The organism is Tateyamaria sp. (assembly GCF_039940735.1).
GTDB lineage: Bacteria > Pseudomonadota > Alphaproteobacteria > Rhodobacterales > Rhodobacteraceae > Tateyamaria.
On the sequence record NZ_JBDVGB010000013.1, the window covers coordinates 1 to 15,411 of the forward strand.

At 57.7% G+C, this 15,411-nt stretch carries 14 protein-coding genes; 7 read left to right on the plus strand and 7 right to left on the minus strand.

Annotated features, from left to right (window positions below; all coding sequences use genetic code 11):
• Nucleotides 1-234: 234 nt before the first annotated feature.
• A complete protein-coding gene (locus ABJF76_RS01870) occupies nt 235-534 on the minus strand; it encodes a hypothetical protein (protein ID WP_413822495.1) in 300 nt (99 codons plus the stop codon).
• 106 nt (nt 535-640) lie between these two features.
• On the opposite strand from ABJF76_RS01870, the gene ABJF76_RS01875 reads away from it, so the two are divergent.
• Together ABJF76_RS01875 and ABJF76_RS01880 are read left to right on the plus strand one after the other, a co-directional pair.
• A complete protein-coding gene (locus ABJF76_RS01875; protein ID WP_413822496.1) occupies nt 641-2,260 on the plus strand; it encodes a hypothetical protein in 1,620 nt (539 codons plus the stop codon).
• Between the two features lie 244 nt (nt 2,261-2,504).
• Nucleotides 2,505-4,382 (plus strand): monovalent cation:proton antiporter-2 (CPA2) family protein, encoded by a 1,878-nt coding sequence (locus ABJF76_RS01880; RefSeq protein WP_413821164.1) that lies wholly within the window; start codon nt 2,505-2,507, stop codon nt 4,380-4,382.
• A 96-nt stretch (nt 4,383-4,478) separates the two neighbouring features.
• On the opposite strand, the gene cobT is transcribed toward ABJF76_RS01880, so the two are convergent.
• A complete protein-coding gene (gene cobT / locus ABJF76_RS01885) occupies nt 4,479-5,486 on the minus strand; it encodes a nicotinate-nucleotide--dimethylbenzimidazole phosphoribosyltransferase (protein ID WP_413821163.1) in 1,008 nt (335 codons plus the stop codon).
• Between the two features lie 72 nt (nt 5,487-5,558).
• On the opposite strand from cobT, the gene cobS reads away from it, so the two are divergent.
• Nucleotides 5,559-6,314 (plus strand): adenosylcobinamide-GDP ribazoletransferase, encoded by a 756-nt coding sequence (gene cobS / locus ABJF76_RS01890; RefSeq protein WP_413821162.1) that lies wholly within the window; start codon nt 5,559-5,561, stop codon nt 6,312-6,314.
• A gap of 100 nt (nt 6,315-6,414) precedes the next feature.
• Here the strand turns inward: cobS and ABJF76_RS01895 are convergent, their stop codons facing one another.
• The 5 genes from ABJF76_RS01895 to ABJF76_RS01915 all read right to left on the minus strand — a co-directional run bounded on the left by ABJF76_RS01895 (nt 6,415) and on the right by ABJF76_RS01915 (nt 11,556).
• Nucleotides 6,415-6,930 carry a CarD family transcriptional regulator gene (locus ABJF76_RS01895; RefSeq protein ID WP_413821161.1) on the minus strand — a complete coding sequence of 172 codons (516 nt, stop codon included), beginning with the start codon at nt 6,928-6,930 and terminating at the stop codon, nt 6,415-6,417.
• A 303-nt stretch (nt 6,931-7,233) separates the two neighbouring features.
• Nucleotides 7,234-7,569, minus strand: a complete 336-nt coding sequence (gene fdxA, locus ABJF76_RS01900; protein ID WP_413821160.1) for a ferredoxin FdxA — start codon at nt 7,567-7,569, stop codon at nt 7,234-7,236.
• A 52-nt stretch (nt 7,570-7,621) separates the two neighbouring features.
• Nucleotides 7,622-8,008 (minus strand): RNA-binding S4 domain-containing protein, encoded by a 387-nt coding sequence (locus ABJF76_RS01905; RefSeq protein ID WP_413821159.1) that lies wholly within the window; start codon nt 8,006-8,008, stop codon nt 7,622-7,624.
• A complete protein-coding gene (locus ABJF76_RS01910) occupies nt 8,009-10,852 on the minus strand; it encodes a helicase-related protein (RefSeq protein ID WP_413821158.1) in 2,844 nt (947 codons plus the stop codon).
• Nucleotides 10,853-10,881: 29 nt separating this feature from the next.
• Entirely contained in the window at nt 10,882-11,556 is a 675-nt protein-coding gene (locus tag ABJF76_RS01915; protein WP_413821157.1) for a hypothetical protein, read from the minus strand.
• A gap of 25 nt (nt 11,557-11,581) precedes the next feature.
• Between ABJF76_RS01915 and ABJF76_RS01920 the strand changes: the two genes are divergently transcribed.
• The 4 genes from ABJF76_RS01920 to ABJF76_RS01935 form a co-directional block, all read left to right on the plus strand.
• Nucleotides 11,582-11,872: an SCP2 sterol-binding domain-containing protein gene (locus tag ABJF76_RS01920; protein ID WP_413821156.1), complete on the plus strand. Its 291-nt coding sequence runs from the start codon at nt 11,582-11,584 to the stop codon at nt 11,870-11,872.
• The gene (locus ABJF76_RS01925; protein WP_413821155.1) at nt 11,872-12,813 is read left to right on the plus strand and encodes an alpha/beta fold hydrolase; all 942 of its coding nucleotides are present in this window, start codon (nt 11,872-11,874) and stop codon (nt 12,811-12,813) included. The genes ABJF76_RS01920 and ABJF76_RS01925 overlap by 1 nt, the downstream gene beginning before the upstream one ends.
• A 38-nt stretch (nt 12,814-12,851) precedes the next feature.
• Nucleotides 12,852-13,850 (plus strand): ligase-associated DNA damage response exonuclease, encoded by a 999-nt coding sequence (locus ABJF76_RS01930; RefSeq protein WP_413821154.1) that lies wholly within the window; start codon nt 12,852-12,854, stop codon nt 13,848-13,850.
• A partial coding sequence (locus tag ABJF76_RS01935; RefSeq protein ID WP_413822497.1) for an ATP-dependent DNA ligase occupies nt 13,847-15,411 on the plus strand: 1,565 nt, incomplete at its 3' end. The genes ABJF76_RS01930 and ABJF76_RS01935, both read left to right, overlap by 4 nt.

Sequence of the window (15,411 nt, forward strand, 5' to 3'; positions counted from 1 at the left end):
CAGAGCCAGAGCCAGAGCCAGAGCCAGAGCCAGAGCCAGAGCCAGAGCCAGAGCCAGAGCCAGAGCCAGAGCCAGAAAACCTGGCAGCGCCGCAAGCCGAAGACAAGCCGGAAACGGCACCTGTCCATCTAGACGCTGAAGAACCAACTTCAGACATCCCGCGCCTCAAGACGCCGGGTCCTCTCCGGTGTCTTCGGAGTCACCTGAAACTTCTGAAACTAACACCGCGGATGATCAAGACGCGGCTTCGGCGACTGACGACGTACCAAAGGCATCAAAATCCGGCGACGCTCTGAACGCGTCAGAGCCTGACGACACACCAAGCGCGCCAAAATCCGACGACACACCAAACACACCGGAAACCGGCGACACACCAAGCACACCGGAAACCGGCGACGCACCAAGCGCGCCAAAGCCTGACGTCACCACTCCCCCATTGTTGGGCTTTGCCACACGACGTCGACAGGACCCATCGTCGACCCCTGCGCCGACAAAACTTGGCGGTGTTTCGCGCGCCGCACCCGCTGTGCGCACCACTCCGCCCGTCGGGGATCAAGCCGCACCGCCCGCTATAAAATCACCGACCATAAACTTGGCAACACCGCCCCAGTCCGCAGCGGACAGCCTACGTCGGGCCCCCATGCCGGCCCCACTACCGACGCCGAATGCCGCCCCAGAACAGCCTGAATTGCCAGCACCCGTTGCGGCGGCAGCAGTTCCCAAAAAGCGTGTCGGCGGCTTCCTATCGCGCCGCAAACCCGCTGCCGACACAGCCGCAATGACCACGGCTGCGCCAGATACAAAAAGCCCTAAAGGCAATGTCCAAGGCAAAACCGAAGCTACCAACATGACGGTCTTCGGCGCCCGAGACGGCGACATCGTTGGAGGCAAGCCCCGGTTCTTGGGTTTAATCCTTATGGCGATCCTGCTGGTGTTTCTTGCGGGTGTGGCTGCGTGGGCAACAGTATTTATGGAAGAAAGCCTTTCGTCGCGGCTGTTTCCGGGCCGCGAGCGCACGTTGGCTTCGACCCTGCCTGATGACGCACGCGAAACCCTTGCCCAAGATGTTGGTGCGACCACGGAAATTGGCACCGATCGCGAGGGCGAACAAGACGGCATTGTTGTTGCAGCTTTGAACGACAGCCTTAGCGACGATGGCCTTAGCGCCGAAGACGCGGCGGTGCTTGATGCCTTGCGCGATCCGCTACCCGATCCCGTTGCCCCCGAAGAACTGGACGCCGCAGCATTGGAAGCGCGTTATGCCGTGACGGGCATCTGGCCGGTCGCGCCTGACTTACCACCGGCCCCGGCTAAACTGATCGACATTGAAGACATCTACGTCACCGGGATCGATTCCGTCAGCCCTTCTTTGGATGCAGTGGCCTTGCCTTCATTGTCGTCCTTACAGACCGACAACCAACTGGCACTTGTGACGTCGCCCATCGCCGCTGGCACGAACTTTGCCCGGGATGTGAACGGCCGACTGATCCCAACGCTAGAAGGCGCCCTAAGTCCGGACGGCTTTACCGTCTTTTTGGGCCGCCCACCCGCCGTGCCACCTGCAACACTGGCGCGGTTCGAAACCGCGCCTGAAGCCGGTCCCGATTTAAGCGCACTGGCGCAGGCTCGCCCGCAACCACGGCCCTCTGACCTTGTTGAACAGAACGAGCGGGCAACGTTGGGCGGCTTGTCTCGGAACGAGCTGGCTGGCCTTCGCCCCCGTTTACGCCCGAAAGCCCCGCAAGAGATCGCGCAAGAAGTTGCGCAAGAGGCAGAGCCAGAAGAAGAAACACCACCCGCCGCGGTCGAACCCGAACAACAAGAGGTCGCGGTCGCAACTGTTTTGCCTACCGCGCCAACACTGCGGCCTGAAACGCGTCCGCGTAATTTCAACCGCCTGGTGGCCCGTGCGCAACGCAACGCCGCCTCGGCAGCGGCGGCCGCTGCACCAACACGGACGGCATCTGTTGCCCCGCGATCGATCGCACCGCGTTCCGTCACACCGTCGATCCCGTCATCCGCATCCGTCACGCGCCAAGCAACAGTGCGCGACGCAATCAACCTGCGGAAGGTCAATTTGATCGGCGTCTATGGCACCACAGCAAATCGCCGCGCTTTGGTGCGCCTTTCCAACGGACGTTACCAAAAAGTCGAAGTCGGCGACCGGTTTGACGGCGGACGCGTCTCTGCGATTGGCGACAGCGAACTACGCTACCAAAAAGGCAATCGAAACCTGATCCTGACCATGCCACAGGGCTAAACAAAAACCCGGCCATCTACGATGGGTTTCGATCAAAATGATGGGCGCTTTGGCGGTCTTTCTGCACATAAAACCGCGGGCAACACCCCAAAACACAAGCAATGAAGCGCGTCAGACTCAGGTCGCAATTCCTTGGCAGAACTGTACAAAGACCGTCGATGTGATCCGGATCTCAATTCTTCGCGGTTGTCGTCCCGAGCAACGGTTCACATCCTCGTAGCCACTCATTCAAAAGGCCTCGTTTATGGAAAGCTTCCTGTACCAAGCATCAATCTATCTTGCCGCAGCCGTCATTGCTGTGCCGATCGCTGCGCGGTTGGGGCTTGGGTCGGTGCTGGGTTATCTGGCGGCGGGCATCCTGATTGGGCCTGTATTGGGGTTGGTTGGGGCCGAAACCGAAGATTTGCAGCATTTTGCCGAATTCGGCGTGGTGATGATGCTGTTTCTTATCGGACTGGAGTTGGAACCCAAAACCCTGTGGAACATGCGCCATAAGCTGCTGGGAATGGGGGGCGCGCAGGTCGTTCTTTCGACGCTTTTACTCATGGGCGTCGCGATGGCCTACGGAGAACCCCTTGGGGTCGCCATTGCAATTGGGGTGACGTTGGCCCTGTCTTCGACTGCGATTGTACTTCAAACACTGTCCGAAAAGGGGCTTATGCAGACAAACGGTGGGCGGTCGGTCTTTTCCGTTTTGTTGACGCAAGACATCGCGGTTATTCCCATTCTCGCTTTCCTGCCATTGCTTGTCGCGACAATGCCCGTGCAGCTTTCATCTGATGGCTCAATTTCACGCTCCGACGCGACCCATTTGGATGCCTATGGGCACTCCAGTATCAGCCTAGTTGAAGGGTTGCCTGCGTGGGGTGTGACGCTGGTGACCATGGGCGCCATCGCCATCGTTATTCTGGCAGGTGTATTCCTGACGCGGCCTGTATTTCGCTTTATCCATGCCACACGCCTGCGCGAGATGTATACGGCCCTTGCCCTGCTGATCGTCGTTTCGATCTCGTTTCTGATGATGATTGTGGGCATGTCCCCTGCCCTTGGTGCTTTTCTGGCTGGCGTCGTTTTGGCCAGTTCAGAATTTCGCCACGAGTTGGAAACCGACCTTGAACCGTTCAAAGGCCTGCTGCTTGGTCTTTTCTTCATTACGGTTGGCGCGGGCATCAACTTTGTTCTGCTGTTCGAAGATTGGCCTGCGCTGATTTCGATGGCGATCCTTGTTATCACACTCAAGGGGTTTGTGCTGTATTGTCTGGCGGTAGCGTTCAAAATCAAAGGCCGGGATCGTTGGTTATTCACACTCGGACTTGCCCAAGCCGGCGAATTCGGTTTTGTGCTTGTCGCCTTTTCCGTTGGCCAAGGCCTGATCCCCAAGGACGTGGCAGAAACCCTGCTGCTTGTTGTGGCTTTGTCGATGCTAATCACGCCGCTGCTGTTCATCCTTTACGAGATCATCGGCAAGCGCATGTCCGACCAACACCCCGAAATCGAGGCCGACGAAATTGACCACGACGGACCAGTTATCATCGCTGGCATCGGGCGATTTGGGCAGATCGTGAACCGTTTGGTGCAAGGGTCAGGTTTTAATACGGTGGTGTTGGATCACGACATCGAAACAATCGCCTTGATGCGGCGCTTTGGTTTCAAGAGCTTTTTGGGCGATCCAACCCGCCCCGATATGCTGCAAGCCGCAGGATTGGACACTGCGCGGGTCCTTGTGGTTGCTTTGGATGACAAAGCGGCTTCGGCGCGGCTGGTCGCATATGCCCGCAAAGCGCGCCCCGACATCCACATCATTGCGCGCGCTTATGACCGTGTACACGTCTATAGCCTGTACCAAGCAGGCGCGAATGATATCGTGCGCGAACTCTTTGACGGCTCGCTTCGCGCAGGGCGCTATGCATTGGAAAACCTAGGCCTGACTGAATACGAAGCGGCCCAAGCTGAACACGTGTTCTATCACCACGACCGCGACGCTGTTCGTCAACTGGCCGAACTTTGGACCCCAGATATTCCCACATCCAAAAACGATGCCTATGTGGCACGGGCGCGGGCGCTGGAAAAAGAACTCGAAGTGTCACTTGCCGCCCGCCAAGAGGCACAAAAAAGCGGCTGATCCGGCAGCATGGGTTGGCGGGCGGGCGTCTTTGCCAGACAGGCTTGAAGGCCTGTCCGGCAAACAGAGCCGCGCAGCGACTTAAACGTCAGTACCTTACGCGTCAGATACGCCAGCTTCGGCAAATGTCGACATGCCAGAATGGCAGGCCACCGCCCCCTTAAGAACACCGATCGCCAAGGCTGCCCCCGAACCTTCACCAAGGCGCAGCCCCAACGACAACAACGGCGCTTTGTTCAAGGCCTCAAGCATCCGCCCATGCGCACCTTCCGCGCTTTGATGCCCTGCCACCACATGATCAAGCGCACCTGCCTGTGTCTTCTCAAGACAAGCCGCAGCCGCGGTGCAAATAAAGCCATCCATAATGACCGGAATACGCAGGCTGCGCGCCCGCGCCATTGCCCCGGCCATCCCTGCCAATTCACGCCCACCAAGGCGCATCAACACATCCAACCCATCGCCCGCATCACCGTGCAGGGCCAAAGAATCCGTGACCACTTGGGTTTTCAAAGCCAAGGCATCGCCTTCAACCCCGGTACCACGTCCGGTCCAATCTGCCGCTGTGCCACCAAACAAACGTGCCGCAATCGCCGCTGCCGATGTTGTGTTGCCGATTCCCATCTCGCCCACGACCAACAGGTCTGCATTCTCATCCACGGCGTCCCATCCTGCGCGCAAGGCAGAAACCACGTCATCCTCGGACATTGCAGGCCCGGCAGTGAAATCCGCCGTCGGTGTCTCGAGGTCCAACGCTACCACATCGATACGCGCGCCAAACGTCTTGGCCAACTGGTTGATCGCCGCCCCGCCCGCTTTGAAATTCGCCACCATTTGCACAGTCACCTCGGGCGGAAATGCCGACACTCCGCGCGCCGCCACACCGTGGTTTCCAGCAAAGACAATAACCTGCGGCGTATCTATTGCGGGGCGCGCATCGCCGCGCCATCCCGCATACCAAATCGCCAGATCCTCAAGCCGCCCCAGCGCACCAGGGGGTTTGGTCAACTGCCCATTGCGCGCCTCTGCGCCGTTCAATGCCGCGCTGTCCTGTCTCGGCATATCTGCCAAAAGGGCGCGTAGATCATTCAATGTCTCAAAGCTCATGGCGTGTTGTCCTTGCCTCAGTGTCTCTTGCTCTTTACCCAAAGCGACAGGCACTGCAAGTCAGGACAGGACATGGCAACAAATGAAACCGACACGCGCGCGCCATCCCGTCTTTGGGATTTGCCTGTGGCGTTTGTCTTGCTCACACGCCTGCCTTTGCCGCCGCTGCCGCACTCTGCATTCAAACAGGGCGCGCGCGCGGTTTGGGCCTATCCGCTGGTAGGCCTTGGGCTTGGGCTGATTGTCAGCGGGCTTACGTGGCTCGCCGCGCTTGCGCTTCCCAGCGTCATCGTCGCGGGGTTGGTGCTGGGTGCGTTGGTGATGCTGACGGGGGCCATGCACGAAGACGGGTTTGCCGACACCGCAGATGGGCTTTGGGGTGGAAACGACGCAGCGCGCCGCCTTGAGATCATGAAAGACAGCCGTATCGGTGCCTATGGTGTGCTCGCGCTTTTGCTGGCCATGGGGCTGAGATGGCAGGGGTTGGTCGACGTCACATGGGGCGGACTAATCACCGCTCTTGTGGTGTCGCGCGCCATGATGGTGCCGCTGATGCGCGCCCTGTCCCATGCGCGCGACAACGGCCTTGCACATAGCGTTGGACGGCCTGAAATGGGTGACGTGTCCCTTGCACTTGGGATTGCGGCAGTCCTTGCGGTGCTTTTTTCCGGCGCAACAGGGATCATCGCCTTGATCATTGCCGCTGCCGTCACTGTCGGCATGGGTGCACTGGCAAAAACCAAAATCGGCGGACAGACCGGAGATATTCTGGGCGCGACCCAAATCGCCACGGAAATCGCAGTGCTGTTGGTGTTGGTCGCGGCATAAAAAAAACCGCGCCCCCGAGCAGAGGGGACGCGGTTTGTCATTTTAGCGAAGAGATCAAAGGTGCGGTGCTTAAGCGGCCAGACCTTTGAAAGCGCAGTGGTTAAGCGGCTGCGACACGACTGGTCAGCACATCACCCACTTCTTTGGCCGCAGCCACTTCGTCGCCACCGGAAACGGCGGCCACTTCGCGGGTCAGGCGCTCAAGAGCGGCTTCATAAAGCTGGCGTTCGGAATAGCTTTGTTCGCGCTGGTCGTCGGTGCGGTGCAAATCACGCACCACTTCGGCGATGGCGATCAAATCACCCGAGTTGATCTTTTGTTCATATTCCTGCGCGCGGCGCGACCACATGGCGCGTTTGACCTTGGCCTTGCCTTTCAACGTCTTCATCGCATGCGCAATGACATCAGGGCTCGACAACGACCGCATCCCGATTTCTGTCGCTTTGTTCGTCGGTACGCGCAGCGTCATCTTGTCTTTTTCGAACGAGATCACGAACATTTCCAACTCAAAGCCCGCCACTTCTTGGCTTTCGACCGAGACAATCTGACCCACGCCATGCGCCGGATAGACCACAAATTCATTGGGGCGGAAGTCGAGTTTCTTAGATTTTGACATTTCTATTCCTTGTAAGACGTGGCGAATATAGCCCTTTTTCGACAGTCAAATCCGCATCAGTCGGGCAAGTGTGCCACGCCTAAGGTGCGGTTCTGGTCGAAGATTTAATTCAAGCCGGTGATCATGTGTCACGCGGCGAAGGCCGTATCCGTCTGTCAGTTGCGAAAACACCATAACACAAAAATGGTAGATTCGAAAGTTGACGTAAGGGAAGCCTAAAAAACTGCGCCAAATTTCAAACAGTTACGGCGCAGGCTTGATGTCGCGTATGCAGCAAACTGCACCGACGGGCGATTCGCGGGGTTACCCGCCCTCACCCGGTGTTTCAGAAAACAGTTCCATCTTGCCTTCTTTGCCGTCCATCTCTTCGGCTGAGGGCAGCGGGTCTTTCTTGGTGATGATCACCGGCCACATTTCTGAGTATTTGCGATTGAATTCGACCCACTTTTCCATGTCTGGCTCTGTGTCCGGGCGGATGGCGTCGGCGGGGCATTCAGGTTCACACACACCACAGTCGATGCATTCATCAGGGTGGATCACCAGCATGTTTTCACCCTCATAGAAGCAGTCCACAGGACAAACTTCGACGCAGTCGGTGTATTTGCAGGCAATGCAGGAATCGTTGACGATATAGGTCATGCGGGCGCTCGTATCATATGGGTCAGAGGGCTAGCTAATTCACCTGATCCAATCATTCAAGGTGGCGCGCGCGGGAAAGATCAGCCTGACGGCGGTCTCGCTTGGTTGGGCGCCCTTTTCCTTCGAAGCGTGGGTTTTCAGGAACATGCGTTTCGCGCGGGGTCGGTTCGGGGGACATGTCGTTATAAAGTGCTTGCGCTTCGGGTGCCGGACCGCGGCGCGTGCCGATGGCGGTGACCTCGATAACCTGCAAATTGTCGCCAATAACAAAGGTCAGCACGTCGCCAGTTTGAATGGTTGTGGCGCGTTTGGTGACCCGATTCCCGTTTACGCGCACGTCCCCTGCCGCCACACGGGTGGCCGACAGGGATCGCGTTTTGAAAAAGCGCGCAAACCACAGCCATTTATCAAGCCGCAGTTTTTCGCCCGCTTCAGACAATTATTTGTTGTCCTTCAACCCCATAAGGGCGGCAGCAAATGGGTTGTCGGGGTCGATCGGTTTTTCGCGGCGCGGTGGTCGTGCCGAGAAATTCTGCGCTTTGCCGCCAGCGCCCTCTTTGCGCGGGCCTTTGCCCTTGCCTTTGGGCTTACCGCCGCCGGGGGCTCCTTTGCCGCGTGGTTTGCCACCCTGATTTGGGCGGGCGCGGTTTGCAGCCGGGGCGCGGCCCCATGTGAAGGTATAAAAAACCTCGGTTTCGGCGGGTTCAGCTACTGGCGCGTCCTGATCCGCCTTCGCTTCAGGCGTAGCTTCAGCCGCGATTGCTGCATCGGCGTCCGCTTCAGAGGCCACAACGTCTTCTACCGCTGGGGTTGCTGCGTCTTCCCCCGTTGGGGCTGCTGCGTCTTCTGTCGCCTCGGCCTTTGCAGGTGCATCTGTTGCATCTGCGACGACCACGGGGGCAGGTTTAACCTTTTCGCGCTCGCCCTTTTCGGCCTTGTATCCAAGGCCAGCCATCAGGCCGGAAAACTGTTCAAGCGTCATGCCGGTGATCGACAACATATCGGCCTTGGCCTCAAAACCGCCACGCGAATCTTCGGCCCGCAACATGTCAGCAAGACGTTCCAGCATATCGATCCGGATCGCGCGTTCGCCGGAATTGCGATAGCCCGCCATGATGTCGGCGCCATCTGCCGTGTCGGTCATGGCCGGGATCGTCACCAAACCGGGGGGTGGGGATTCGGGGAATTCGCCCAAATTCTTGGACAAGGACCACAGCACCAAACGCAAGCGCGTCGGCGCGGGTTTCAACAGCAAAGGCATAAAGATGGTAAACTGACCAAAGCGGATGCCGTGCTTGCGCAAGGCCCCACGCGCGTCTTGATCCAGCGCTTTGACGTCGTCCGCAACAGAAGCGCGCGGCAGCACGCCCAAATTTTCGATCAACCGAAACGCAAAACCTTTGGCCAGACCTGACAATGTCTCGTCGCGCTGCATGTTCAGCAAGGGTTCAAACAGCGCGGCGATCTTGCGGTCGATAAAATGCTGCGCGCGGCGCTGCACTTTTTGGGCGACCTCAGGGCCTGCCACATCATCCACGAAAACCTCGACCTGCGGCTTTAACGGTTCGGAACCGGCCACTAGTTTGCCCACCGCAGAAGAGCCCCACATCAGCCCCCCCTGTTCGGTGAAATCGATTTCGGTGTCGGGCGCGTTGTAAAAACGATCTGCGCGCAAATGGAAATGCGGCGCCAGCGCCTGAAGCGCGGCTGTTTTTATCGTCTTGGCTTCGGCCGCTCCTGCGCCCTTGTCTTGACTAAAACGGAACCCATCTAACTTGCCGACGAACTCGCCCTCGACTGTGACTTCACCTTGATCGTTTACTTCGGCCACCATGGCTTCCTTCTGTCCTAGCCGGCGCAACAATACCGAAGTGCGCCGGTCTACAAATCTTTGAGTCAGTTTTTCGTGAAGAGCATCTGACAATCGGTCTTCTACATGGCGCGTCTCGCTGCGCCAATGGTCTAAATTATCCGTCCAGCCTTTGCGTTGCGCGACATATGTCCACGTCCGAATAAATGCCAGCCGTTTGCTGATGGCGTCAATGTCACCATCCGAGCGGTCAATCCGCTTGATCTGGCGCGCCATCCAATCGTCAGGGATACTACCACGTTCATGCAGATATCGGAATATAACGTCCAAAAGGTTCGAATGTTCGCCATGGCTGATGCCACGAAAGTCCGGCACGCGGCACACATCCCACAGCAGCCGCACCGAAGGACCATTGGTGCAACGCGCCGTAACTTCGGCACTTTCGGCCAATGTTTTAAGGGATTTTAGATCATCAGCTTCGCGGGCGCGCACCAGAACCTCGTGATCTGGCGGTGATTCAAGGCTGCGCACAAGCGCGTCGATGGTGCCAAATTGCAACGCATGATTGCGCCATTGCAGCTTTTGGATCGGGGTAAACCGGTGATCCATGATCGCTTGGGCCGTGCCGTCATCCAAGGGCCGCACATCGCCCGTAACCCCAAAAGTGCCGTCTTTTTGCCCGCGCCCTGCCCGTCCGGCGATCTGTGCCAGCTCATTTGGGGCCAATGGGCGCATGCGCCGCCCGTCAAATTTTGTCAGGCTGGAAAACGCCACGTGGTCGATATCAAGGTTCAACCCCATGCCAATGGCGTCTGTGGCGACCAGAAAATCGACTTCGCCGTTTTGATACATGTCGACCTGCGCGTTGCGCGTGCGCGGGGACAGCGCGCCCATAACCACGGCGGCCCCACCCTTTTGGCGTCGGATCAATTCCGCGATGGCATAGACGTTATCAACCGAAAACCCCACGATGGCGCTGCGCGGGCGCATGCGCGACACCTTCTTTTGCCCCGAATAGACCAGTTGCGACATCCGTTCGCGGTGCATGTATTGCGCTTCGGGCACCAGTGCTTTGATCGGGTCGCGCATGGTTTCCGCGCCCAAGAACAGCGTTTCATGCAACCCACGCGAGCGCAGCAAGCGATCTGTGAACACATGACCCCGTTCAGGATCGGCACACAGCTGAATTTCGTCAATCGCCAAGAAATCACAGCCCATGCCCTCGGGCATCGCTTCGACTGTGCAGACCCAATATTGCGTGCGCGGCGGTACAATCCGTTCTTCGCCCGTGACCAAAGCCACAACAGACGGCCCGCGTAATGCCACGCAGCGATCATAGACCTCGCGCGCAAGCAAGCGCAGCGGCAGACCAATCACACCAGTGCGGTGGCCCAGCATCCGTTCGATAGCATAGGTTGTTTTGCCTGTGTTGGTGGGGCCAAGAACGGCCACCACACGCGCATCGCCCGACATGAGCAGCCCCCCGTTTTCACCTTATTGCGTTACAGCTCGCGGCCAATTCCCTTGGCTTTGAGCTGCTCAAGCATGGTGCTGGCAGTTGCATGATTGGGATGGATTTCGATCACCTGACGAAAGGCCCGTTCGGCGCACAGATCGTCGTTAATTTCCTGAAACATGACCCCTAACCCGAACAGCGCATTGTAATTGTTGGGATTTAGAATCAAGGCCTTTTGCAAATCCGACAAGGCAGGCCCGTAAAGCCCCTTAAGAAAGAAGGCCGTGGCGCGGGCGTGCCAGCCTTCGGCAAAATCGGGGGCATGGTCTGTGAGAGCCGTCAAATGTTCGATCGCAATGTCGATTTGTTCGTCTTCCAACGCCATGCGGCCACGGCGCAACAACATATCGAGTGAAGTTGAGCCGGATTTCGCCCATTCCCGCTCGATCTCGCGGGCAAGACGCGGTGCTTGTGCCGCAGGGGCCGTGCGCAAAGCCTGCAACTTATCGTTCAGTTGCGCGTCTTGTGTTACAGACAGGGGTGCAATTGTTTCAGAATCTACCGGCGCTTCTTGTGGCAAAACAGGTGTTTGCGCAGCGCCAGGTAAGGAATACCCTACTGTCAGTAAAAGTGCCGTGACGGCAGGGTAGAGTTTGGTCTGTTGAGTGCCCATACTTGTGAATGTAACAGCGCGTGCCGTAATATCCAGAGACCACGACACGCCACAGCCAAAAAGGGCAAAAAAGATGAGTGATATCGTAAACGAAGCCGTGACAGTACTGAACGAAAAGCTGGCAGGTGCCGATTTTTCGGGCACGGCAAAGTTTGACATCGAAGGCGAAGGCGCCGTCATGATGGACGAATCTGGTGCGCGTGCAGCAGACGACGCTGCAGACGTCACCCTATCGGCGGACGCCGAGACCTTTAAATCGATCATTTCGGGCGACACCAACCCGACCTCTGCCTTTATGACCGGCAAGCTAAAGGTCGACGGAGACATGGGCATGGCGATGAAACTGGCGGCTGTGCTGGCCTGATGACACTTTCGGCCGCCCCCCTGTTCACCGATGTTTCGCCTTCGCCAATTGCTGGCAAGGCCTACTGGACGCATGCATCTGACGGTGTGCGAATCCGTTTGGGTGTCTATCGACCTGACGGTGCAACAGGCACCGTCTTGTTGTTTCCGGGGCGCACCGAATACGTCGAAAAATATGCGCCTGCTGCCGGGGAACTGGCGCAGCGCGGGCTTGCGACGATCGTCGTTGATTGGCGCGGTCAAGGTTTGGCCGACCGGTTGCTTGACGATGGGCGCATCGGCCATGTGGGGATGTTTTCCGATTACCAACTGGACGTGGCCGCGATGGTGGAAGCCGCAGGTGCTTTGGGCTTGCCCAAACCCTACTACTTGATCGGGCATTCCATGGGCGGCTGCATTGGGTTGCGCGCTTTGCACGATGGGCTTGATGTGTCAGCTGCGGCCTTTACCGCACCGATGTGGGGTATCCGGATCGCACCACATTTGCGCCCGGTCGCATGGACTTTGGGCCAGTTGATGCCAGTCATCGGCCACGGGCATCGCTTGCCCCCTGGCACAATGTACGCCCCCTATGTTCTGACAGCTCCTTTTGACAACAACATGTTAACCACAGACTTCGACATGTTCGACATGATGCGCCAACAGTTGCAGGCCCATCCAGAACTGTCCTTGGGCGGGCCCAGCTTTGTTTGGCTACGCGAGGCGCTGTCTGAAACATTGGCCTTGTCACGCCTACCTGCGCCCTCCATCCCAACAGAGACCTTTTTGGGTACAAATGAACGTATCGTCCATATTGGCCGGATCGAAGACCGGATGGAAACCTGGCCCAATGGCACACTTCGTATCATCGAAGGTGGCGAACATGAGGTCCTGATGGAAGATGAGACGACGCGCTCGTCCATTTTTGGAACAATCGCCCAGCAGTTTCGCGCCGCGGCCTAGAACTGGTCAATGGCGCACGCCATGCTAGGTCAGCGTGCATGAACAGCGTCCTTACCTTTACACCCTCAGGCATCTATTGCCCGGCGGGCGACTTTTACATTGATCCATGGCGCCCCGTGGCACGCGCGTTGATCACCCATGGGCATGCCGATCATGCCCGCGGCGCAATGGGATCTTACTTGGCCACCGATCTGGCAGGCCCTGTCATGCGCCACAGGCTAGGCAATATCTCTCTTGAAACAGTGCGATACGGTGAAACCCGTCAGATCGGCGGGGCATCCGTGTCTTTCCACCCCGCAGGCCATGTGCCCGGCTCTGCCCAAATCCGTGTCGAAGTTGCGGGCGAAATCTGGGTCGCCTCAGGGGATTACAAAGTGGTGGATGACGGATTATCGACGCCGTTTGAACCTGTGCGTTGTCATCACTTCATCACCGAAAGCACATTTGGCCTGCCCGTGTTTCGCTGGCAGGAACAGGCGACAATCGCGCAGCAAATCAACGCGTGGTGGGCGGCGTGCGCTGCGGCTGGCAAAACGGCATTTCTGGGCTGTTATGCCTTGGGCAAAGCCCAACGATTGTTGCGCCTTTTGGCCCCAGACATCGGCCCTATTCTAACCCACACAGCCATCGAAAACACCAATGCCGTGATGCGCGCGCAGGGCATCATTCTACCCACCACTGTGTTGGCAGGGCCAAACTTTGATCCCAAAACACAGCCCGGTGCGCTGGTGCTTGCGCCACCTTCAGCGATGGGTTCGGCATGGGCGCGCAAATTTGGCCCGCAAGAGACCGCCTTTGCCAGTGGATGGATGGCACTGCGCGGGATTAGACGGCGCCGTTCTGGTGACCGTGGGTTTGTGATTTCAGACCACGCAGACTGGCCCGGCCTTTTGAAGGCCATCACCCAAACCGAGGCCGAAAATATATACGTCACACACGGTTACACAGATATCTTTACGCGCTACCTGAATGAAAACGGGTGGAACGCCCAAGTCGTGCCGACCCAATTTGGCGATGATCCCGAGGACACAGCGTGAAGGACTTTGCCGCCCTATTCACCGCAATCGATCAATCGACCAAAACCTCTGTCAAAGTGGCGGCATTGGCTGATTTCTTCGCAACCGCCTCCGAAAGCGACCGGATCTGGACCATAGCGATATTTTCCGGCCGCCGCCCCAAACGCACGGTCAACACAACGCTGCTGCGCACATGGGCCGCCGAGGTCGCAGGCATTCCTTTGTGGCTGTTTGAAGAATCCTATCCCATTGTCGGTGATTTAGCAGAAACCATTGCGTTGATATTGCCTGTGGAAAACACGCAAACGGATTTGGGTTTGTCCCATTGGATCAATGAACTACGCGCTCTTTCCGATGTGGACGAACTGCACCGAAAAACGATGGTGCTACAAGCATGGGACACCCTGGATAGCACCCAACGTTTCTTGTTCAACAAACTGCTGACAGGCGGGTTTCGCATCGGCGTCAGTCAAAAATTGATGACGCGTGCCCTTGCACAAGCCACAGGACGGAACGAAGCCGAAATGGCCCATCGACTTATGGGCAATTGGGATCCGGCCACCACCACATGGGACGCCCTAATTAACGCAGAGGACCCCGCCGCCAACGCATCGCGCCCCTATCCCTTTTACCTCGCTCATGGGATAAACGCCGAGGTTGAAAACCTTGGGAATCCAAATGATTGGCAGACTGAATGGAAGTGGGATGGCATACGCGGTCAGTTAATCGTGCGCGACGGGGCGCACTATGTCTGGTCCCGTGGCGAAGAGTTAATGACCGATCGTTTCCCCGAATTCGCCCACGCCCGCGATTTTATCCCCGACGGCACCGTGCTCGATGGCGAAATCCTTGTCTGGGGCGATGATGGGCCTCAATCATTCAATAGGCTGCAAAAGCGGATCGGGCGTAAAACGGTTCCAAAAAAGCTGTTGGCCGAAACCCCCATCGCATTTTACGCCTACGATGTGTTGGAATGGCAAGGTGTCGATATTCGACAAGACCCACTTGAAAAACGCCGCGCAACACTTGAAAAAATATGCAATACCTTACCCACAGCAGGGCCCGTCAAACTGTCCCCAACTGTCCCTTTTGACACTTGGGACCACCTTGCGACGTTGCGCGACACCGCACGCGCAGCCCGTGCCGAAGGCCTCATGCTCAAGCGCCGCGACAGCCCATATCTGGCAGGACGCAAAAAAGGCGACTGGTGGAAATGGAAACTGGACCCGCTGACCATCGATGCGGTGATGATATACGCCCAATCAGGTCATGGTCGGCGCGCCAATCTGTTCACGGACTTCACCTTTGCAGTCTGGAACGGGAACGACCTTGTCCCCTTTGCCAAAGCCTATTCTGGCCTAACCGACGACGAATTTCGCAAGATCACGGCTTGGGTCAAAAAGAACACGCGCGAGCGTTTTGGGCCCGTGCGCAGCGTCACCCCCGAACACGTATTTGAAATCGCATTCGAAGGCATCCAAGCCTCACCCCGCCACAAGTCCGGCGTCGCCCTGCGGTTTCCACGTATTTTGCGCTGGCGCCATGACAAATCTGTACAAGACGCGAATACACTGGACGACCT